General features: G+C 73.2%; 18 protein-coding genes and 1 pseudogene. 12 read left to right on the top strand and 7 right to left on the bottom strand.

Annotated features, from left to right (window positions below; all coding sequences use genetic code 11):
* Nucleotides 1-385 (top strand): annotated as a pseudogene (locus ABT360_RS32860) (hypothetical protein); the annotation flags it as partial.
* 19 nt (nucleotides 386-404) lie between these two features.
* On the opposite strand, the gene ABT360_RS32855 reads toward ABT360_RS32860, so the two are convergent.
* Both ABT360_RS32855 and ABT360_RS32850 read right to left on the bottom strand, forming a co-directional pair.
* A complete protein-coding gene (locus tag ABT360_RS32855; RefSeq protein WP_351824844.1) occupies nucleotides 405-1,931 on the bottom strand; it encodes an amino acid permease in 1,527 nt (508 codons plus the stop codon).
* Nucleotides 1,932-1,963: 32 nt separating this feature from the next.
* Nucleotides 1,964-2,959: a hypothetical protein gene (locus ABT360_RS32850; protein WP_351824841.1), complete on the bottom strand. Its 996-nt coding sequence runs from the start codon at nucleotides 2,957-2,959 to the stop codon at nucleotides 1,964-1,966.
* 375 nt (nucleotides 2,960-3,334) lie between these two features.
* Here ABT360_RS32850 and ABT360_RS32845 point away from each other — a divergent pair, with 375 nt between their 5' ends.
* Genes ABT360_RS32845 through ABT360_RS32835 form a run of 3 tightly spaced genes read left to right on the top strand, consistent with a single transcriptional unit; the run spans nucleotide 3,335 to nucleotide 7,262 of the window.
* Nucleotides 3,335-4,771 (top strand): FGGY family carbohydrate kinase, encoded by a 1,437-nt coding sequence (locus ABT360_RS32845; protein ID WP_351824838.1) that lies wholly within the window; start codon nucleotides 3,335-3,337, stop codon nucleotides 4,769-4,771.
* Nucleotides 4,768-6,141, top strand: a complete 1,374-nt coding sequence (locus ABT360_RS32840) for an FAD-dependent oxidoreductase (RefSeq protein ID WP_351824835.1) — start codon at nucleotides 4,768-4,770, stop codon at nucleotides 6,139-6,141. Before ABT360_RS32845 ends, ABT360_RS32840 begins: the two co-directional genes overlap by 4 nt.
* Complete coding sequence (locus ABT360_RS32835) at nucleotides 6,138-7,262, top strand: NAD(P)/FAD-dependent oxidoreductase (protein ID WP_351824832.1); 1,125 nt, start codon at nucleotides 6,138-6,140, stop codon at nucleotides 7,260-7,262. Before ABT360_RS32840 ends, ABT360_RS32835 begins: the two co-directional genes overlap by 4 nt.
* On the opposite strand, the gene ABT360_RS32830 is transcribed toward ABT360_RS32835, so the two are convergent.
* Nucleotides 7,249-8,079 carry a uracil-DNA glycosylase gene (locus tag ABT360_RS32830; RefSeq protein WP_351824829.1) on the bottom strand — a complete coding sequence of 277 codons (831 nt, stop codon included), beginning with the start codon at nucleotides 8,077-8,079 and terminating at the stop codon, nucleotides 7,249-7,251. The two genes, ABT360_RS32835 and ABT360_RS32830, sit on opposite strands and share 14 nt — an antisense overlap.
* A gap of 80 nt (nucleotides 8,080-8,159) precedes the next feature.
* On the opposite strand from ABT360_RS32830, the gene ABT360_RS32825 reads away from it, so the two are divergent.
* Both ABT360_RS32825 and ABT360_RS32820 read left to right on the top strand, forming a co-directional pair.
* Complete coding sequence (locus ABT360_RS32825; RefSeq protein ID WP_351824826.1) at nucleotides 8,160-8,639, top strand: NUDIX domain-containing protein; 480 nt, start codon at nucleotides 8,160-8,162, stop codon at nucleotides 8,637-8,639.
* A gap of 65 nt (nucleotides 8,640-8,704) precedes the next feature.
* Nucleotides 8,705-8,944 carry a hypothetical protein gene (locus ABT360_RS32820; RefSeq protein WP_351824823.1) on the top strand — a complete coding sequence of 80 codons (240 nt, stop codon included), beginning with the start codon at nucleotides 8,705-8,707 and terminating at the stop codon, nucleotides 8,942-8,944.
* 25 nt (nucleotides 8,945-8,969) lie between these two features.
* On the opposite strand, the gene ABT360_RS32815 is transcribed toward ABT360_RS32820, so the two are convergent.
* Together ABT360_RS32815 and ABT360_RS32810 are read right to left on the bottom strand one after the other, a co-directional pair.
* Nucleotides 8,970-9,386, bottom strand: a complete 417-nt coding sequence (locus tag ABT360_RS32815; RefSeq protein ID WP_351824820.1) for a cold-shock protein — start codon at nucleotides 9,384-9,386, stop codon at nucleotides 8,970-8,972.
* A gap of 79 nt (nucleotides 9,387-9,465) precedes the next feature.
* Entirely contained in the window at nucleotides 9,466-9,852 is a 387-nt protein-coding gene (locus ABT360_RS32810) for a DUF4345 domain-containing protein (RefSeq protein ID WP_351824817.1), read from the bottom strand.
* A 111-nt stretch (nucleotides 9,853-9,963) separates the two neighbouring features.
* Here ABT360_RS32810 and ABT360_RS32805 point away from each other — a divergent pair, with 111 nt between their 5' ends.
* The 5 genes from ABT360_RS32805 (at nucleotide 9,964) to ABT360_RS32785 (ending at nucleotide 14,354) form a co-directional block, all read left to right on the top strand.
* Nucleotides 9,964-10,935 carry a LysR family transcriptional regulator gene (locus ABT360_RS32805; RefSeq protein WP_351824814.1) on the top strand — a complete coding sequence of 324 codons (972 nt, stop codon included), beginning with the start codon at nucleotides 9,964-9,966 and terminating at the stop codon, nucleotides 10,933-10,935.
* A gap of 1 nt (nucleotide 10,936) precedes the next feature.
* On the top strand, nucleotides 10,937-11,437 hold the full coding sequence (locus ABT360_RS32800) for a GNAT family N-acetyltransferase (RefSeq protein ID WP_351824811.1): 501 nt from the start codon (nucleotides 10,937-10,939) through the stop codon (nucleotides 11,435-11,437).
* Nucleotides 11,438-11,917: 480 nt separating this feature from the next.
* A complete protein-coding gene (locus tag ABT360_RS32795; protein ID WP_444852368.1) occupies nucleotides 11,918-12,766 on the top strand; it encodes an ABC transporter substrate-binding protein in 849 nt (282 codons plus the stop codon).
* Nucleotides 12,763-13,563: an amino acid ABC transporter permease gene (locus tag ABT360_RS32790; RefSeq protein ID WP_351824808.1), complete on the top strand. Its 801-nt coding sequence runs from the start codon at nucleotides 12,763-12,765 to the stop codon at nucleotides 13,561-13,563. The genes ABT360_RS32795 and ABT360_RS32790 overlap by 4 nt, the downstream gene beginning before the upstream one ends.
* Before the next feature lie 8 nt (nucleotides 13,564-13,571).
* On the top strand, nucleotides 13,572-14,354 hold the full coding sequence (locus ABT360_RS32785) for an amino acid ABC transporter ATP-binding protein (RefSeq protein ID WP_351824805.1): 783 nt from the start codon (nucleotides 13,572-13,574) through the stop codon (nucleotides 14,352-14,354).
* A gap of 199 nt (nucleotides 14,355-14,553) precedes the next feature.
* Here the strand turns inward: ABT360_RS32785 and ABT360_RS32780 are convergent, their stop codons facing one another.
* Both ABT360_RS32780 and ABT360_RS32775 read right to left on the bottom strand, forming a co-directional pair.
* Complete coding sequence (locus ABT360_RS32780) at nucleotides 14,554-15,171, bottom strand: DUF6629 family protein (RefSeq protein WP_351824802.1); 618 nt, start codon at nucleotides 15,169-15,171, stop codon at nucleotides 14,554-14,556.
* A 321-nt stretch (nucleotides 15,172-15,492) separates the two neighbouring features.
* Nucleotides 15,493-17,433 (bottom strand): ABC transporter ATP-binding protein, encoded by a 1,941-nt coding sequence (locus ABT360_RS32775; protein ID WP_351824799.1) that lies wholly within the window; start codon nucleotides 17,431-17,433, stop codon nucleotides 15,493-15,495.
* A 134-nt stretch (nucleotides 17,434-17,567) separates the two neighbouring features.
* On the opposite strand from ABT360_RS32775, the gene ABT360_RS32770 reads away from it, so the two are divergent.
* On the top strand, nucleotides 17,568-19,124 hold the full coding sequence (locus ABT360_RS32770; protein ID WP_351824796.1) for a collagen-binding domain-containing protein: 1,557 nt from the start codon (nucleotides 17,568-17,570) through the stop codon (nucleotides 19,122-19,124).
* Nucleotides 19,125-19,435: the final 311 nt, after the last annotated feature.

Below are 19,435 nucleotides of genomic sequence, written 5' to 3'. Positions count from 1 at the left end.
GATCATCACCGACGGGTACTGCGACACGCTCCGCGTCCGCCGCGAGCACGCCTACCACATACCGGGCGACGGGGAGACGCCCGTGCAGGAGGCACTGTCCCGGTTCTCCCGGTACGCGCTCGCCGAGGTGCCCGAACTCGCCAGGTTCCGGCGGCCGGAGGCCTGGCCGGCGCGGCCCGACCTGCGGCTGCTGTACCACTGGATGCACCGCGCCGGACTGCGGCTGACACGCCGCGAGTCGATCGGCGTCGGCAACGGGCCGGTCGCCACCACGTGCCTCACCGTGCACCGGGTCGTGAGCGACCAGCACGGCCATGTGCTGGAGGTCACGGACATCCGCTTCGCGCCCGAAGCGGCCTCGTGGACGTACGAGTTCATGAGCTAGCGCGCCCGCAAGGACGCCGTCAGACGATGCCCTCGGAGATCTCCGCCTGCTCGCGCGCGCTCCCGTACGGGGCCGGGGTGCCGTAGGAGCGGCGGGCGACGTACCACCACGCGGTGGCCAGGGCGAGGACCACGGCGAGCGCGATCACGGCGTAGTTCATCGAGTCGACGGTGACCGGCGACTTCTGCGGCAGGCAGAACAGGACCGTCACCACCGCCACCCAGACGACCGCCGTCCAGCCGACCGGCCTGCTCCAGCGGCCCAGGGACCAGGGACCGGGCCGGAACCGGTTGCCGGCGCGCAACCGGAGGAAGATGGGGATCGCGTACGCGGGGGTGATGCCGATGACGTTGATCGCGGTGACCGCGCCGTAGGCGGTCGCCGAGTACAGCGACGGCACGGCGAGCACGGCCGCGACGGCGACCGACAGCCAGACCGCGGGGACGGGGGTCTGGGTGCGGCTGCTGACCTTGCGCCAGATCGCCGAACCCGGCAGCGCGTTGTCGCGGCTGAAGGCGAACACCATGCGGCTGGCGGCGGCCACCTCGGCGTTGCCGCAGAACAGCTGCGCCACGATCACCACGAGCAGGAGGGCGGAGGCCCCGGCGCTGCCGAGCGCGTCGAGCAGGATCTGCGCGGGCGGCACACCGGTGGCGCTGTTCTGCGTGCCCGCGTAGTCCTGGATGGCGAAGGTCAGCCCGGCGAGCAGCGCGAAACCGGCGATCCACGAGACCCAGATGGCCCGCACGATGCCCTTGGCGGCCGAGACGGAGGCGTTGGACGTCTCCTCGGAGAGGTGGGCGGAGGCGTCGTACCCGGAGAAGGTGTACTGGGCGAGCAGCAGGCCGATCGCCGCCACGTAGAACGGGTTGGCCCAGCCGGTGTCGTTGACGAACTCGGTGAAGACGAACCCGGCCGACTGGTGGCGGTCGGGGACGATCGCGAGCGCCCCGACGATGACGGCGACACCGGTCAGGTGCCACCAGACGCTGATGGAGTTGAGGACGCTGACGAGGCGTACGCCGAAGAGGTTCAGTACGGCGTGCAGCAGCAGGATGCACAGGAAGATGACGAAGGTGGAGCCCGGTGTGGGCTCGAAGCCGAAGCGCAGATTGAGGAACGCACTGGTGAAGAGCGCGGCGCCGTAGTCGATGCCGGCGATCGCCCCGAGCAGGCCGAGCAGGTTCAGCCAGCCCGTGTACCAGCCCCAGCGGCGCCCGCCGAGCCGGTCGGCCATGTAGTAGAGGGCCCCGGAGGTCGGGTACGCGCTGGTCACCTCGGCGAGCGCCAGGCCGACACAGAGCACGAACAGGCCGACGCCCGCCCAGCCCCACATCATCACGGCCGGGCCGCCGGTACCCAGGCCGAAGCCGTAGAGGGTCATGCAGCCGGACAGGACGGAGATGACGGAGAAGCTGATGGCGAAGTTGCCGAAGCCTCCCATGCGGCGGGCCAGGACGGGCTGGTAGCCGAGTTCCCTGAGCCGCTCCTCCTCGTCCGTGGGCGGGGACGGCCGCTCCGGACCGGCCCATAGGGTGCGGGACATGGCGCTTCCTCCGAGTGGTGGGTGGCTGGTGGTCAGCGGGGGGTGTGCAGGCAGCGGGCGCGGGCGCGGGTGAACAGCTCCTCGGCCAGGACCTGGTCGGCGGGGTCGCGGGTGCGGTACGCCCAGGGCTGCGGGGTCCAGTACGGGCCGAGCGCCGTGAAGACCCGGGCGGCCGCGTCGAACCGGAGGGCTCCCCACAGGGCGTGTGCCAGGTGGTTGAGGTCGAGGAGCGACGCGGTGGCGGGGTCGGTGCGGTCGAACCAGCCGTGCAGGGCCCGGTCGGCGTCCCGGCTCGCGTCCTCGGCCACCCAGTGCAGGTCCAGAGCCTTCTCCTGGCCCCGTTCGCGGCGGTACCGCTCGACCCGGGCGTACAGCGGCAGGGCGTGCAAGGCGGAACCCTCGGGCGCCGAGGCGGCGGCCCACTGGACGAAGTTGACGGCCTCCGGCAGGGAACCCCTGCCCGAGTGGCGGGTGTACAGGAACTGGAGCATCCGGTGGTACGCCTCGCGGTTGTGCGGGTCACGCTTGTCGGCCTCCGCGAGCAGGCCCCACGGCCCGGGCGGCAACATCGGCCCGGGGGGCCGCCCCCGGTGCTGCTCCATGCGCTGGTCGTCGTCCAGCACGGCGAGGGCCAGCAGACACACCCAGGGAACCGGGTCGGCGGGCGCCACGCGGGCGGCGTCGTGGCAGCCTTCCCAGGCGAGTCGCCACAGTTCGCCGGTGCGCGGGTGCCCTTCACGGTGGGCGCGCAGGGCGCGTTCCACCGCGACCCTGGCGTGCATGACGGCGGCCGCGATGCTGTGGGGCTGCTCGGCGCGCCAGGCCTGGACGACGTCGGAGCCGGCGGCGACGGTGGCCAGCACCTGGGTGCGCCGGGTCCACAGGGACCGGTCTCCGGTGCCGGCGGTGTCCGCCAGGAGCTGGGCCATCGACAACCAGCGTCCGGTACGCAGGTCCTGGAGCACCGCGCGCAAGGCGTTGTCGTGGCCCGCCGGGTGGTACACCGGCCGGAAGTCCTGGCCGGGCATCACCCCGTCCCCGTCGGTGGGCAGGCCGGTATCGGTGTGACGGTCATGAATCCTCTGGGCGTGCGGTGGGGGGTCTGGCGGGCACGCCAAGGAGAGCGGTCGGACTGCTCCATGACTACCGGCCGTTGATCGGCGATCACTATAGGCCTCGGCGGACGATCCTGGTCCCCTTTTGGGCTGGAAGCGTAACGAGCGGAAGAATGACGGTCATTGATGATCCGTCAGTAACATTCGCGGCCTCCTCGTTTTCACTCCGTGTCCGTACGACCACGGAAAGGCCTTGACGCCGGAGCCGGTCTGAACCAGCCTTCCGTTCGACGATCTTCGACGATCTTTCGATGTCCCGAGCGGGCACGAAACGGACGGGAGTGGGCGATGACGGGCCCCGTACTGGCCGTCGATCAGGGCACGTCGGGCACCAAGGCCCTGGTGATCTGCCCGGACCGCGGTGTAATCGGCTCCGGTACGGCGCCGGTGCGCCCGCGTCACCTGCCGGGCGGCCGGGTGGAGGTCGATCCGCGCGAGCTGCTCGACTCGGTCGTGGCCGCCGGGCGCGGCGCGCTGGCCGCCGCCGGGGAACCGGTCGCCGCGGTCGGCCTGGCCAACCAGGGCGAGACGGTCCTCGCCTGGGACCCCGCGTCGGGCGCGCCGCTGACGGACGCGATCGTCTGGCAGGACAGACGGGCGGAGGGCATCTGCCGGGAACTCGCCCCGCACGCGGAGCGGTTGACACAGATGACCGGGCTCCCCCTCGACCCGTACTTCGCCGCGCCGAAGATGACCTGGATACGCCGTCACCTGACCCGCGAAGGCGTGGTGACGACGAGCGACTCCTGGCTGGTGCGGCAGCTGACCGGGGAGTTCGTCACCGACGCGGCGACGGCCGGACGCACCCAGCTCCTCGATCTGGACGGGGTCGTCTGGTCACCGGAGGCGCTGGAGGTCTTCGGACTGTCCGGCGAACGCCTGCCGCGGATCGTGGACGCGGCCGGCCCCGTGGGGAGCACGGGCGTCTTCGGCGCCGAGCTGCCGCTGACGGGGCTCCTGGTCGACCAGCAGGCCGCGCTCCTCGCGCAGGGCGCGACCGAGCCGGGCACCGCCAAGTGCACGTACGGCACGGGGGCGTTCCTGCTCGCACAGACCGGCGACCGGCCCCGCCGCGGCACCTCGGGGCTGGTCGCCTGCGTGGCGTGGCGGCTCGGCGGACGGACCGGCTACTGCCTGGACGGTCAGGTGTACACGGCCGCCTCCGCCGTGCGCTGGCTCACCGACCTCGGAGTGATCGGCGGGGCCGCCGACCTCGACCGGGTGGGGGCCTCCGTACCGGACGCGGGCGGTGTCACCTTCGTACCGTCGCTGGCCGGGCTCGCGGCACCGTGGTGGCGCGGGGACGTGCGCGGATCGCTCACCGGGCTCGGGCTGGACACGACCGCCGGGCACCTGGTGCGGGCCCTGTGCGAGGGCATCGCCGCGCAGGTCGTGGAGCTGGCGGAGGCGGCCGCGGCCGACCTGGGCGCGCCGCTCACCTCCCTGCGCGTCGACGGCGGTCTGACCCGCTCGGCGCTGCTGATGCAGACCCAGGCGGACCTGCTGCAACGGCCCGTCGAAGTGTCGGCGCTGCCGGACGTCACCGCGCTGGGCGTGGGCGCCCTCGCCCGCCTCGGCCTCGATCCGCTGCTGCCGCTCAAGGACGCGGTCCCGCGGTGGCAGCCGTCGGCCGTGTACGAGCCACGCGTCATGGCCGCCGAGGCCGCCGAGCGGATGGGTGCCTTCCGTACGGCGGTGGCCGCGCTGCTGGGCCGTACCCCGTGACCGGTCTCCCCGAGGAGCCGTACGACGTGGTCGTCGTCGGCGCCGGAGTGGTCGGCTCGGCCATCGCCCGCGAGCTGGCCCGCTTCCCGCTGCGTACGGCCCTGGTGGAGGCCGCCGCCGATGTCGGCGAGGGGACGTCGAAGGCCAACACCGCGATCCTGCACACCGGTTTCGACGCCGTCCCCGGCTCGCTGGAGGCCCGGCTCGTACGGGAGGGGCAACGGCGGCTCGCCGCGTACGCCGCCGAGGCGGGCATCCCGGTGGAGCCGCTGGGCGCGCTGCTCGTCGCCTGGGACGAGGAGCAACTCGCCGCGCTCCCGGGCCTGGCGCGCAAGGCGGCGGCGAACGGCTACCGGGAGGCCCGGATCATCGGCCCCGCCGAGCTGTACGCCCGCGAACCGCACCTCGGGCCGGGCGCGCTCGGCGCGCTGGACGTGCCGGGCGAGAGCATCATCTGCCCGTGGACCACGGCCCTCGCGTACGTGACGCAGGCGGTCCGCGCGGGGGTGGACCTGTACCTGAACTGCCGGGTGGAGGACGTCCGCCCCGGTCATGAGCTCGTGACGAGCCGCGGCACTCTCCGCACCCGGTACCTGGTCAACGCGGCCGGGCTGTACGCGGACGAGCTCGACCGGCGGCTCGGTCACCGCGACTTCACGGTGACGCCCCGGCGCGGTCAGCTGATCGTGTTCGACGCGTTCGCGCGCGACCTGGTCCGGCACATCCTGCTGCCGGTGCCGACCGCGCTCGGCAAGGGGGTGCTGGTCTCCCCCACGGTGTACGGCAAGGTGCTGCTCGGGCCCACCGCCGAGGACCTCGACGACAAGACGGCGACCGGGTCGACGGCGGAGGGACTGGCGTACCTGCGGGAGAAGGGCCGGCGGATCCTGCCCGCGCTGCTGGACGAGGAGGTCACCGCGGTCTACGCGGGACTGCGCGCGGCGACGGAGGAGGACGACTACCGGATCGCCTGCCGGCCGGAGCAGCGGTACGTCACGGTCGGCGGCATCCGCTCGACGGGGCTGACGGCGTCGATGGCGATCGCCGCGCATGTGGTGGGCCTGCTGGCGGACGCCGGGCTGGAGCCGGGCGCCGCACGGGACCTGCCGGTGGTGCGGATGCCGAACCTGGGCGAGGCGTGTCCGCGGCCGTACGCGGACCCGGAGCTGATCGCCGCCGATCCGGCGTACGGGGAGATCGTCTGCCCCTGCGAGCGGGTGACGCGCGGTGAGCTCCGCGACGCGCTGGCCTCCACGGTGCCGCCCGCCTCGCCCGCCGGGCTTCGGCGCCGGACGCGGGCGGGCGGCGGGCGCTGCCAGGGGTACTTCTGCGGGGCGGCGCTCCGGGAACTGTTCGAGGGGGCGCGATGACCGCCACGCGTACGGTCGATGTGCTCGTCGTCGGGGCGGGCCCGGCCGGGCTCGCCGCGGCCACCTCCCTGGCCGCGAGGGGCGCGGGCACCGTGGAGGTGCTGGAGCGGGAGCGGGACGCCGCGGACACCCACGCGGCGGTACGGGCCGGGGCGGTGCTCCGTACCGGTGTCACCGCCACGGGGTGGTCCGGCCCGCTCACGGTCGACACCACGAGCCCGTCCGGCCGCGAGCGGGTCGCCGCGCGGGCGGTGGTGCTGGCGACGGGCGCGCGGGAACGTCCGCGCGGCGCCCGCCTGGTGCCGGGGACACGGCCTGCCGGGGTCATGACGACGGGTGAGCTGCGGCGGGCGGTGTACACGTACGGGCAGGACGTCGGCACGCGCGCGGTGGTCGTCGGGGCGGAGCCGGTCGCCTTCGACGCGGTGCGGGCGCTGCGCCACGCGGGCGTGGAGGTGGCCGCGCTGGTCACGGAGCAGCCGTGGCGCCGACCGGGTGCGCTCACCGGGCGGGTGCCGGTGCTGGACGGGACGGTGGTCTCCGAACTCCTCGGACACGGGCGGCTGTCGGGCGTGCGGATGCGCCACCGTGACGGGCGGGAGGCGACCGTGGCGTGCGACACGGTGGTGTTCACCGGCGACTGGATCCCGGAGAACGAGCTGGCGCGGTCCGGCGGGGTCGTGCTGGACGCGGGGACGCGCGGCCCGGCGGTGGACGGGGCGTTCCGTACGTCGGTGAGGGGCGTGTTCGCGGTGGGCGACGTGCTGCACGGGGGTGAGCCGGCCGGTACGGCGGTCGTGGAGGGGTGGACGGTGGCGGGGCCGGTGCTGTCGCACCTGTCGGGTTCCGTGTCCTGGCCCGTTTCGCCGGTCCCGGTCGTGGTGGAGGCTCCGCTGCGGTGGGTGACACCGAACCGGCTGGGGGCGGCCGGCGGCCGGTTCCTGGTGCGTGCGGCCCGGCCGTTGGTGCGGCCCGTGGTGGTGGTGAGCCAGGACGGTGTCCTGCTGCACCGGCGGCGGGTTTGGCGCACGGTCGTCGCTTCCCGCTCGGTGCCGCTGTCCGCCGGATGGGCGGCCCGGGTCGATCCGGCCGGCGGGCCGGTGCGAGTCACGGTGGTGTGAGCCCGGCCGCGTCCGCCGCGCGGCTGAGCACGTCGATGAGCATGTCCGGGGTGAGGCGGCCGGTGAAGGTGTTGCGCTGGCTGACGTGGTAGCAGCCGAAGAGTTCCAGGTCCGGTCCTTGGTCGGTGGCGTCCAGGGTGAGGTGCGCCCCGTGCGCGAAGGCGGGGCGGGGCCTGGGCACCGACCAGCCGCCCGCGGCCAGTGCGGGCAGAGCGGCCTGCCACCCGAAGGCGCCGAGGACCACGACGGCACGCACGGTGGGGCGCAGCAGCCGTAGTTCGCCCGCCAGCCAGGGGCGGCAGGTGTCGCGTTCGAGGGGCGTGGGCTTGTTGGCCGGCGGGGCGCAGTGGACCGGGGCGGTGACCCGTACTCCGTACAGGCGCAGCCCGTCGTGGATGTCCGTGGCGTCGGGCCGGCTGGCGAGCCCGACCTGGTGCAGGGCGGCGTAGAGGACGTCGCCGGACCGGTCGCCGGTGAACATGCGGCCGGTGCGGTTGCCGCCGTGGGCGGCCGGGGCGAGGCCGATGACGAGGAGCCTCGCGTCGTCGGGGCCGAAGCCGGGCACGGGCCGGGCCCAGTAGTCCCAGCCGGCGTAGGCGCGGCGCCCCTCGCGGGCCACCTGCTCCCGCCAGGCGACCAGTCGCGGGCAGGCCCGGCAGTGGGTGACGCGCTCGTCGAGGGCGGGCACGGAGGGGGCGCGGGCGGCCTCCCGTAGGGGGTAGTCGGGCGCGTCGGGCCGCTCGGGCGGCTCCGGCTGCTCCAGCCCCTCCGGCCGCTCGGCCCGCCCCGGTCCCTCTGGCCCTTCGGACACGGACATCTGACCTCTCGCTCCCTCGCTCGGGGTGATCGTTCCGCGTACCGACGCTAACGCGGCGGCCGGTGGGCACACTCTCCGGCATGACGGTGAAGCGAAGCGCGGGTCTGCTGCTGTTCCGTACCTCGGGCAGTGAGCTGGAGGTGCTCATCGCCCATATGGGCGGCCCGGCGTGGGCGTCCCGCGACGCGGGGGCGTGGTCGGTCCCGAAGGGCGAGTACGAGGCGGACGAGACGCCCGAGGCGGCCGCGCGGCGCGAGTTCGTGGAGGAGCTGGGCCTGCCCGCGCCGGACGGGGAGCTGGTGCCGCTCGGCGAGACGCGCCAGGCCAGCGGCAAGATCGTCACGGTGTGGGCGGTGGAGGCCGACCTGGACCCGGCGGCGGTGGTGCCGGGGACGTTCACGATGGAGTGGCCGCGCGGATCGGGGCGGACGAGGGAGTTCCCGGAGGTCGACCGGGTGGCGTGGATGACCCCGGCGGAGGCGGCGCCCCGGCTCGTGTCGGGTCAGCAGGTGTTCCTGGAGCGGCTGGCGGAGTACGTGCGCGGGCGCGACGAGGGCTGACTGTCAGTGCCGTACGGAAGAGTGGACGGCAGGGAAGACACCGACCGGTCGACAGGGAGCGAGAGATGACCACCACCCTGACCATGCGTGAGCGCGCCGCGGCCCAGGCGTACATACGGCTGATGGAGGCGGCCCAGGCGGTGCTCTCCGACCCGGGGCTCGCCCCCATGGCGGGGGTGTATCTGTCGTCGCCGATGGCGGAGGCGGACGAGGCACTGCGCCGCGCCGGCCTGACGGGCAATGAGGCGCGGCTGCTGCGGCTGGTCTCCGCGCTGCGCTCACCGGGCGGGACCGCCCGCGCGTAGTCCGGCAGTCCGTACGCCGTCGGGGTCAGCCCTCGACCCAGCCGTGCGAGCGCGCCAGTTCGGCGACGCGGGTGCGCACGCGCTTGAGCTGGGCGGTGGTCAGGGTGCCGTCGGCGTCGATGAGGACCTCGGTCAGCTCGGCCTGGAACTCTGCGGTGGACAGCACGTCGAGGGTGTCGTCGTCCGGGTCGTCCCGCAGCACCGGGACGGACTCGGGCGCCGGCCGGCGGGTGGGCTGCTGGACGAGCCGGATCTCGGACGCCTTGGGACCCTTGTCACCCATCTCCAGGTAGAACTCGACCTCCCGGCCCGCCTGGTACAGGTACTTGTCGTCCACCAGGTCGTTCGCGTGCATGAAGACGTCCTCGCCCCCTTCTCTGGGGACGATGAAGCCGTAACCGCGCACCTCGTCGAACCGAAGGATCTTGCCCAACATCAGCACAGCCGTACCTCCACGCCAACACCACTGCTCTTCCACCCGGGCGCCTACCCCGTGGGGCGCGCCCGGCTCGGCGGTGAATCTACAGCGTTGCGCGGACCCGGGTGTACCAGAGCAGCATCAGCGGCGGGAGGAGCAGTTCGACGCCGATGAAGGCCGTGTGCATGGCGTGCGGTGCGCCCACATCGAGGTACGAGATGCCGCGTGCCACTCCCCCGAGGAACACGGCACCGAAGACGGCCCGGAGGGCGGGGGCGTGCCTGTCCGGGTGGCGTGCGGCGATCATGAGGATGACCCCGAGGCTGCACCAGATCCCGGCGAAGAACCGGTAGTTGCTGTCGACGGTGGTGCTCACGTTCGGGCTGCCGGGCAGCAGTGAGGGTCCGACGATGATCTCCAGCAAGCCGGTGACCAGCACGAACACTGCGAGCAGGACCAGTACCGACTGGAAACCGCGACGTGCCGACATGACCGCTCCTCCACCTGTCCGTGCATGACCGGCTTCCATCGTCGGCCGGAGCCCTCCCCGGAGGAAGCGGAAAATGATGCGCCTCACACCGTCATTGATACCGTCCAGAGTATGGATGGCGAGCCGGGCGGGCCGGATCCGAGTCTGCATCAGTTGCGGTTGCTGCTCGTGCTGGCCGAGGAGCTGCACTTCGGCCGGGCGGCCAGGCGCCTCTACATCAGCCAGCCTGCGTTCAGCCGCCAGATCCGCAGGCTGGAGGAGCAGGTGGGCGTCGTCCTCCTGGAACGCTCCACCCGGCGTGTGCAGCTCACCGCGGCCGGGGAAGCGCTCCTCCCCCGCATCCGCGCCCTGGTGGGGGCCGCCGACGAACTGCGGGAGGCCGTACGGACGCAGGCGCGGGCGGTCGCGGGACGGGTGGTCCTCGGCTGCTACATCACGGCCCTTCCGGTCATCACCGCTCTCGCCGAGCGGTTGCGGGGACACCACCCGGACCTGGAGGTCGTGCTGCGGGAGGTGGACTTCGTCGAGCAGACCGCCGCCCTGCTGGACGGCCGGGTGGACGCCGTCCTGGCGTACGCGCCCATGCCGCCCGGCATCCAGACGCTGCCGCTGGCGACGGAGGGGCAGGTGGTGTGCCTGAGGGAGGGGCATCCGTTGGCCGGCCGGGCTTCCGTGACTCTCGCGGAGCTGGCGGGCCTGCCCGTCATCGGGTCCTCGCCCGGCGTCGCCCGTGTGTGGCGGGACTTCTGGGCCGTGGATCCCCGCCCGGACGGGACGCCGGTCACGTACACCGGGCATGGGGCCACGACGTTCGAGGCGGGGATATCGGCGGTCGTGCAGGGGCACGGCATCCGTTTCGTCTCGGCCAGTTGCCGCGAGTTGTTCCCCCGGCCGGGGATCCGTTACGTCGACGTGCCGGACGCGCCCGTGTGCACGGCGGTGCTCGCCTGGTCGTCCGCACGCCGCGACACACCGGAGGTCGCCGCGCTGCGTCGCGTGGTGGGCGGCATGGTGGGGACCGGAGGGAGCGACCCGAACCCTCGCTGGTGGCACACCGGGCACACCGAGTCCAAAGGGGATTGACATGCCGATGATGCGCCGGGCACGCGTGTCCGACCACCGCACGCTGGTCGACTGCGCGCACAGGTGGTGGGGCGAGTCGCGGACGCCCGCCGAGGCCCGTGAGCCGTCCCTGCTGCTGCCGAGGCTGTTCCTCCAGTGCTTCGCCAGTACGAGCCTGGTCGCGGAGGACAGTACGGGGGTCAAGGCGTTCCTGGTCGGCTTCCATTCCGCCGACAACGAGGAGGACGCCTACATCCACTTCGTGGGGGTCGATCCCGCGCTGCGGGGGCGGGGTCTGGCCCGTGGCCTGTACACGGCGTTCTTCGAGCGTGCCGGAGAGGCGGGACGGCGGGAGGTGCGGGCGGTGACGTCTCCGGGGAACACCGGGTCGATCGCGTTCCACCGGGCGCTGGGCTTCGATCTGGTGGGGAGCGACGACGAGGTCGAGGGCCTGCCCGTGCACCGTGACTACGACGGGCCGGGGCAGGACCGGGTCTGCTTCCGCAAGAGGATCGGGGTGTAGAGCCGGGGGGAGGGCGGGCCGGTCCGGGAGGTTCCCGGGCCCACCCGCCGGCCCTTGCAGATCGGTATGCAGCCGGAGGGCGTGGTGTCGCCCTGGTGCCCGCGCTACTGGTGCGTGCCGGAAGGCCGCCCTTTCACCGTCGGCGCCCGCGGCCCCGTCCGCCTGGGACGCCGGCCCCCTCGCGGCCCTTGACCTCCCCCTTCCCGCCGGCGCCCGCCCCCGGGCCTCGCGCCCGGCCGGTCGGGACGGTGCGGCGCCCGCCCGGGGCAGGGGCCCGGTCCGCCGCCCGGCACGGTGGGACACGGCCCCGGGCCCGCCCGTGGACACGCGTCCCGGCACCCGGGCACCCGCCCGGCAGCCGCATGGCCGATCTCCGCGACGGCGCGCTCTCCGTGTCATACGATCACGCCCGGCGGCTGTGTTACCCGGCGTCACCCCGGCGCTGCCCGAAGGCCGCCCACGCGCCCATGGAGGTCAACCGTGACGAGGACTGCCGGCGGCAAGCGACGCGCCCACCGCACCCGTACCGTCTTCACCGCCGGCGCCGCGGCGGCCGGGCTGTTGCTGGTGGCCACCGGGTGCGGGAACGGCGACGAGGGGCCCGGGGAGGCGGCGGGCGGGGTGCCCGTGGTCGAGAAGGGCAAGCTGACGACGTGCACCCATCTTCCGTACCCGCCCTTCCAGTTCGAGCAGGACGGCAAGATCGTCGGCTTCGACGTGGCGTTGATCGACCTGGTGGCGAAGAACCTCGAGGTCGAACAGAAGATCCTCGACACACCGTTCGAGAACTTCAAGACCGGCGCGTTCCTCAACTCCGGGGAGTGCGACCTGGCCGCCGCCGGGATGACGATCACCGAGGACCGCAAGAAGAACGTCGACTTCTCCGTCCCCTACTTCGACGCCACCCAGGCCCTGCTGGCGAGCAAGAAGAGCGGCGTCACCACCCTCGCCGAGGTCAAGGCGAAGAAGCTGAAGCTCGGCGCCCAGGCCGAGACCACCGGTGAGAGCTACGCCAAGAGCCAGGGCTTCGACCCGGTGGCGTTCGAGAGCTCCGACGCCGTCCTCAACGGGCTGCGCACCGGTCAGGTCGACGCCGTCGTCATCGACTACCCGGTCGTGCAGGGCTGGCTGAAGGACAAGGCCAACGCCGACGCCTTCGCCCTGGGGCAGAACATCGAGACCGGCGAGCAGTACGGCTTCTCGGTGAAGAAGGGCAACGCCAAGCTGCGCGCCGCGATCGACAAGGCGATCACGGACGCCAAGGCCGACGGCACGTACAACAAGATCTACGAGCAGTGGATCGGCCCCCTGCCCAAGGGCCGGTCGTGACCTCTCGGCTGACGAGGAGGCAGCGGCGGCGGATCTCGCAGGGCGTCCAGTACGCGGTCTTCGTCGCCGTCGTCGTCCTGATCGCCGTCCTGGCGGACTGGGACCGCCTGCAGAACCAGTTCGCTCAGGCGGACCTGGCGGAGCGGCTCTTCCCCGAGATCATCACCACCGCGCTGCGCAACACGGTGGTGTACACCGTCTCCGGGTTCGCCTTCGGTCTCGTCCTGGGCCTGATCGTCGCTCTGATGCGGCTGTCGTCGGTGGCGCCCTACCGGTGGGCCGCGAGCATCTACATCGAGATCTTCCGGGGCCTGCCCGCCCTGCTGATCTTCATCTTCGTCGGGGTGGCCGTGCCCCTGGCGTTCCCCAGTACGGAGATCCCCGGCGGCACGTACGGCAAGGTCGCCCTCGGCCTCGGGCTGGTGGCCGCGGCGTACATGGCGGAAACGATCCGGGCGGGTATCCAGGCCGTGCCCAAGGGGCAGATGGAGGCGGCGCGTTCGCTGGGCTTCTCGCACGCCCGGGCCATGGTGTCGGTGATCCTCCCGCAGGCGTACCGGATCATCATCCCGCCGCTCACCAATGAACTGGTGCTGCTGTTCAAGGACTCCTCGCTGGTGCTGTTCCTCGGGGTGACACTGGAGGAGCGGGAGCTGACCAAGTTCGGCCGGGACCTGGCCAGCCAGACCGCCAACTCCACACCGATCCTCGTCGCCGGCCTGTGCTACCTGCTGGTGACGATTCCGCTGAGCTTCGTGGTGCGCCGGCTCGAGGCCCGTGCCGCCAGGGCCAAGTGAGGACACCGATGCCGACACCGAACGAGATCGAGATCCGGGGCCTGCACAAGTCCTTCGGCGACAACGAGGTGCTGCGCGGCATCGACCTGGAGGTCGCCACCGGCGAGGTGGTGTGCGTCATCGGGCCGTCGGGCTCCGGCAAGTCGACGCTGCTGCGCTGTGTGAACCTGCTGGAGGAGCCGACCAGGGGCCAGGTGTTCGTGGGCGGTACGGAGGTCACGGACCTGGACGTCGACATCGACGCCGTACGCCGCCGGATCGGCATGGTCTTCCAGCAGTTCAACCTCTTCCCGCATGTGACGGTGACCGAGAACCTCACCCTGCCGCAGCGGCGGGTGCTGGGGCGCGCCAAGGTGCACGCGGCGAAGGTGGCCCGGGAGAATCTGGCGCGCGTCGGACTGGCGGACAAGGCGGATGCCTATCCGGCGCAGTTGTCCGGTGGGCAGCAGCAGCGGGTGGCGATCGCGCGGGCGCTGGCGATGGGCCCGGAGGTGATGCTGTTCGACGAGCCGACGTCGGCGCTCGACCCCGAGCTCGTCGGCGATGTGCTGGCCGTGATGCGGATGCTGGCGGCGGAGGGCATGACGATGATGGTCGTCACGCACGAGATGAGCTTCGCCCGGGAGGTCGCCGACCGGGTGGTGTTCATGGACGAGGGCCGCATCGTCGAGGAGGGCCCGGCCGCCCGGGTGGTGGGCGACCCGCAGCACGAGCGTACGCGGCACTTCCTGACCCGGATCCTCGACCCGGCCGCCGCCGAACCTCCCGGGCCGGAGGACGGCAGGGCCTAGGTTCCTGCGGCGTGTGTCGGACGTGCTCCCGCTTGGCTCGCACGAGTGCGCGGCCGATCTGTCGGGCCGGTCGACCTGAGGGCTGCGGTCAGACCCCGGTGGGCGCACGGATCCAGGCGCGGACGTCGGGATTGCCGAGGGAGACGATCCGCGCCACACCGGATGGCGGACGGTCCGCTGGTCGGTCGGTTCTCCGTACTCAGCGGTCCCACGTCCAGCGCCGTGTCCTGGCGAGCAGGATGAGCGAGGCCACGGCGGCGAAGGCGCACCAGGTGGAGACGAACTCGGTGCTCCACAGCACCACGCACACCGCCGCCCCGGCCGCGATCACCGCACCGAGGAACCTCAGCAACCGGTCGGCCGCGAGGAGTAGGGCGCCGACAGTGGCCAGGAAGTAGCCGGTGAGGAGGAGCGGGGCGTACGGCAGGTCGAAGACGTAGCCGATGGTGCGGCCCCGGATGTGGGCCGTCACCGGCCGGGTGACGAGGCAGTACGCGAGCGCGGCGGACGTCACGAGCCCGGTGATGGCCGGGACGGCGAGGCGGACACGGTTGGCCGGCGAGGTGACGAGCAGGACGCCGAGTGGCACCCAGAGCGGCAGCAACGGCAGCGCGATGACGGCCCAGGCGAGTGTCGCGGGCCCGCTGCCGCCACCGGAGTCCCACACGGCCGACTCGACGATCTGGTGGGCGCCCAGCAGCAACGGCAGGGCGGCGAGCGGGAGCTCGCGTACGTCACGAGCGCGTGCCACACACACGGCGCCGACCGTGGCGATGACGGTCCCGGCCGCGAGATCGGCCGTCGCGCTCCAGCACATGGTGGGTAGCGTACGGGGGCGACCGTACGACAGCCGGGAGGAGACTCCTGGTCAACGGGTGTCGAGGGCCGCGCCGGACGACTGGTCACCGGTGCGGGAATGGGACGTGACGGAGGGCCGGGACCCCGGCCTCGGAGACCTACCGGGCTTCTTCGCCCAGGACGCCGACGGGTTTCTTCCTGGGACCGGGTCGCCGTGGACGTACCGAGTCGAATCCGGCGGCGGTGCGGATCGCCGGGGCCCCGGGGCCGGAGCCGTCGTCCCCCACGGCGCGCTTGTACACCGGTCCGGTGGGCCCGTTCGCCCGGGAGCTGGGGCGGGTCAGGAACCCGTGCCGTACTGGTCGGCCTGGAGCAGGTACATGCGCCGGTAGCGGGAGTCCGGCCGGTCCATCAGCTCCTGGTGGGAGCCGGACTCGACGAGTCTGCCCTCGTGCAGGACGTGGATGACGTCGGCGGACTGGATGCCGGCCATGCGGTGACTGACGAGTACGACGGTCCTGCCCTCGCCGGTGAGGGCGCGGATGCGCTGGAAGGACTCGATCTCCGCCTCGGGGTCCAGGGCGGAGGTCGGCTCGTCGGCGATGACGAGGTGCGCCTCGCGGTAGCGCAGGCGGGCCTGGCCGACGGTCTGCCACTGGCCGCCGGAGAGTTCGGAGCCGTGCCGGAACTGGCGGGCGAGGAGGGTGTCGTAGCCGCGCGGCAGGGTGGTGCCGAGCCTGTCGGCGCCGGAGTAGGCGGCGGCGCGCTCGACGCGGTCCGCGCCCGGGGGTGTGTCGGGTTGCCCGATGCGGATGTTGGTGTGGAGCGTGAAGGGCCAGCGCTGGAAGTCCTGGTCGAGGACCGCGACATGGCGGAAGACGTCCAGCCGGTCGGCTTCGGCGAGGTCGGTGTCGCCCCACAGGACGCGGCCGTCGACCGGCTGGTGGAGACCGGCGAGGATCTTCACGAGCGTGGACTTGCCCGATCCGTTCGCGCCGACCAGGGCGACGACCGAGCCGGCGGCGATGGTCAGGGACACACCGCGCAGCGCCGGTTCCTCGCGGTCGGGATAGCGGAAGGTGACGTTCTCGAAGGTGATCTTCTCGGGGAAGTCCGGGACGGGGGTGCCGCCGACCGGGATGGCCCGTGCCTCGGCCGCCGCGGTGAAGCGGTCGAGGTCGCGGACGTACAGGGACTCCTCGTGCAGGGTGTTGATGTGGGTGATCAGGGCGCTGAGGCTGGCGGAGCCGGTGCGTACGGCGAGGGCGGCGGTGCCCGCCATGGCGATGTCCATGCGGCCGGTGACCAGCAGGACGCCGAGGGCGGCGTACGTGAGGAGGGCGGCGGCGCCGGAGAGCGCGGCGGCGAGCAGCTCGGTGACGGCGCGGCCGTCGGCGAGGCGGGTCTGCTCGGCCTCGGAGGTCTCGGCCATGTCGTGGAACTTGTCGAGGAGGTAGCGGCCGACCTGGTGGACGCGCACCTCCTGGGCCGATTCGCGGCTGGTGATGAGGTTGTTGACCAGGCGGGCGGCCCGTTCGTGCTCGATCCAGTTCATACGGGAGGCGTAGCGGCGCTGCGCCACGTGCATGGCTCCCCAGCCGCGGGGCAGGGTGATCAGCACCAGCAGGGGCAGGAGCGCCGGGTGGAGCACCGTGAGGACTCCGGCGGCGGCCACGATGGTGAAGACGCCGTTGAGAGCGCCCACACAGGCGCCGATCATGTTCCGGGCGGCCAGCGCCCCGAACTGGGCGGAGTCCAGCAGCTTGCGGAAGGCGCCGTCCTCGATGGCTTCGAGCTCCACCTCGGCGGCGCGGTGGAGGTACTTCTCGGTGGCGAGCCGCTCGACCTTGGGCTCCAGGCGGCCGGTGCCGGCGGTGGACAGGGAGGCGAGCACCGCGTTGACGACGGCGAGGACGCCCGCCGCGATCAGCGCGGGCAGGGCGGCGCGGAGGCGTTCGGCGGTGGTGCCGGTGGCGAAGAGGGCGTGGAGGACCTGGTTCGTCAGGAGGAGGCCCCCGGCCTGGGCGATGCCCTGGCCGATCTCGGTGACGCCGACGGTGAGCAACGCGCGCCGGTCGGACTCCCAGGCGAGCCGCAGGGTGCCGCCGACGAGGTGGGGCAGGGCGCGTACGGCGGCCAGCGGCTTGAGGCCGAGCATGGCGTACTCGTGCTTGACCCAGCCGAAGTCGTAGCGCAGGGCTCCGCCGAAGAGTTCGCGTTCGCTCTCGGAGACGGGCGGCTCGGTCCTCCAGGCTCGCCGGAACAGCTTCTTCTCGCGCACGATCCCCACCCCCGGCTGCCGCGGCGCCATTGCCGTCGCAGCAACCGCTCCCCCACCGCCGAGCGGGTGAAACGTCGCCCGACCGGGTGGCGCGTCACCGCCACCAACGGTCAGATGATCCTATTTTCTGCGCTATGCGAATGACTGGACTGGCAGCTGCGATTCCCGCGGTGGTGTGCGGGCTGTGCGCGATGAGCCCCGCGAGCGCCGTGCCGATGCCGGAGCCGCACGAGGCACCCGCCGCCACCGGCAACCCGATGGCCGGGAACCACGGCTTCGGTGTCGTGACGCGGCGGGACGCCCTGCTGGCCGGTACGGGGGCCGAAGCCGCCGTCGCCGTGGGCGGCGACCTGTCCTTCGGGTCGCGGTACACCGTCGCGCCGCGCGCCACGGGCGGCTTGGTCACCCCCGGTGACGCACGGCCCACCGCGCTCCTGGTGGGCGGCGCGGTCGACTTGGCCGACAGCGCGGCGGACGGGGTGCTGCGGGTCACCGGTGACGGCTACGTCAAGATCGGCGACCTGTCCGGCAGTGCCACGCGGGCCACCGGCATGGACGGCGAGCCGGTCAAGACGCGGCTGGTCGCGGCCGGTGCGGGCTACGGCGCGACGCCGCGCGTGGAGTTGACCACCGCCCAGCCGCCCTCGTCGGTGGGGCCCGCGCGGGGCCTCATCGACTTCGGCGCGCTCTTCACGGGCCACCGGCAGCGCGCCGACGCCCTGGCCCGGTGCCGGGCCACGGTCGCCCCGCGCGACCCGCTGGCACCGGGCGCGACGGTGCGGATCCGGCTCGCCGACGACCGCGCCAACGTGCTGCGGCTGACCGGCTCACAGCTGGCCGGCATCCGGGCGCTGGTGTTCGAGAACCGGCCGACGGCGGCGAGGCCGCTCGTGATCGTGGTCGACACGACGGCCGAGGGCGGCGAGCTGTCCTGGCGTACGCCGACGATGACGGGCGTCGGCGGCCGGGACGCCCCGTACATCCTGTGGACCTTCGCCGACGCCACGGACCTCGCCCTCACGGTGGGAGGCACCCTGAGGGGATCCCTCTACGCACCACGCGCGGAGCTGACGGACCGGAGCCCCGCGGACATCGAGGGCGACATCGTGGTCCGCGCGCTGGAGGCCGGCCCCCACGCGGGCGGTATCCGCAGCGCCCCCTTCGCGGCGGCTCTGTCGTGCGGCGCCTCGGTGCCCCCGGCTGCCGTGCCGGGACCGGAGCGGCAGCCGGAACCGGGTCCGACGGTGCCGGGTCCGGTGCCGGGTCCGGTGCCGGGTCCGGTGCCGGCGCCGGTGCCGGACCGGGACGCGTTCCCCGACGCGGACCCTGACGCGGACGCGGCCCCGGACACAACCGCGGGCCCGGACGCGGACGCGGCCCCGGACACAACCGCGGGCCCGGACGCGGAGGCGGCCCCGGAGACGAACGCGCACCCGGACATGGACGCGGAGCCGGACACGGGGGCCGAGCCGCTCGCGGAAGCCGAACCGGTCGCGGACGCCCGGCCCCCCGCCGAGTCCTCCGGCCCCTCTGCCCCCTCTCCCGCCCCCGTCCCTCCCGGCGAGCCGCTCGCCGAGACCGGCTCCCGCCCCGAGCTCTGGCTCCTGGGGGCCGGCGCCGCCCTGCTCGTGGCTGTCGGCACCGCCCTGACCAGGGCTTCCCGCCGCAACCGCCGGGACTCGCGCGAGTGAGCCGACGTGGGGGTCCCCCACCGATAAGGGAGAACGCGCAAAGGTCCGGGGAGCGAGGACCGAGCACGACCGACCTTCGGCACCGACGTGGGCGCCCCACAGACGAACCGAGCCATAAAAGGGAAAGGCCCGGGTACCCGAACCGCCTCCCGCAGGCCGACGAGGAGGGCTGAACACCCGTGAGGAACCACTCGCAAGACGCCACCCAGCCCGGTGGGCCGCCCGCGCCGGTCGGCCCGGCCGAGCCGACCGGCGCTACCGGACAGGGAGTCGCCCCGGGCCACCGTGTAGCTCTCGCGCTTGCCGGGGAC

Source organism: Streptomyces sp. NPDC000229 (assembly GCF_040300825.1).
In the GTDB taxonomy this organism is placed as follows: Bacteria; Actinomycetota; Actinomycetes; order Streptomycetales; family Streptomycetaceae; genus Streptomyces.
The sequence above is the reverse complement of the archived record's forward strand: the minus strand, read 5'-3'. Positions and strand labels throughout refer to the sequence as shown.

Excerpts from the sequence above, each read along its gene's own strand:
- ABT360_RS32855 (WP_351824844.1), bottom strand. The coding sequence starts at position 1,931 with ATGTCCCGCACCCTATGGGCCGGTCCGGAGCGGCCGTCCCCGCCCACG.
- ABT360_RS32810 (WP_351824817.1), bottom strand. The coding sequence starts at position 9,852 with ATGTCGGCACGTCGCGGTTTCCAGTCGGTACTGGTCCTGCTCGCAGTG.
- ABT360_RS32825 (WP_351824826.1), top strand. The coding sequence starts at position 8,160 with ATGACGGTGAAGCGAAGCGCGGGTCTGCTGCTGTTCCGTACCTCGGGC.
- ABT360_RS32805 (WP_351824814.1), top strand. The coding sequence starts at position 9,964 with ATGGATGGCGAGCCGGGCGGGCCGGATCCGAGTCTGCATCAGTTGCGG.
- ABT360_RS32770 (WP_351824796.1), top strand. The coding sequence starts at position 17,568 with ATGCGAATGACTGGACTGGCAGCTGCGATTCCCGCGGTGGTGTGCGGG.
- ABT360_RS32845 (WP_351824838.1), top strand. The coding sequence starts at position 3,335 with ATGACGGGCCCCGTACTGGCCGTCGATCAGGGCACGTCGGGCACCAAG.
- ABT360_RS32785 (WP_351824805.1), top strand. The coding sequence starts at position 13,572 with ATGCCGACACCGAACGAGATCGAGATCCGGGGCCTGCACAAGTCCTTC.
- ABT360_RS32830 (WP_351824829.1), bottom strand. The coding sequence starts at position 8,079 with ATGTCCGTGTCCGAAGGGCCAGAGGGACCGGGGCGGGCCGAGCGGCCG.
- ABT360_RS32850 (WP_351824841.1), bottom strand. The coding sequence starts at position 2,959 with ATGCCCGGCCAGGACTTCCGGCCGGTGTACCACCCGGCGGGCCACGAC.
- ABT360_RS32780 (WP_351824802.1), bottom strand. The coding sequence starts at position 15,171 with ATGTGCTGGAGCGCGACGGCCGATCTCGCGGCCGGGACCGTCATCGCC.
- ABT360_RS32800 (WP_351824811.1), top strand. The coding sequence starts at position 10,937 with ATGCCGATGATGCGCCGGGCACGCGTGTCCGACCACCGCACGCTGGTC.
- ABT360_RS32835 (WP_351824832.1), top strand. The coding sequence starts at position 6,138 with ATGACCGCCACGCGTACGGTCGATGTGCTCGTCGTCGGGGCGGGCCCG.
- ABT360_RS32820 (WP_351824823.1), top strand. The coding sequence starts at position 8,705 with ATGACCACCACCCTGACCATGCGTGAGCGCGCCGCGGCCCAGGCGTAC.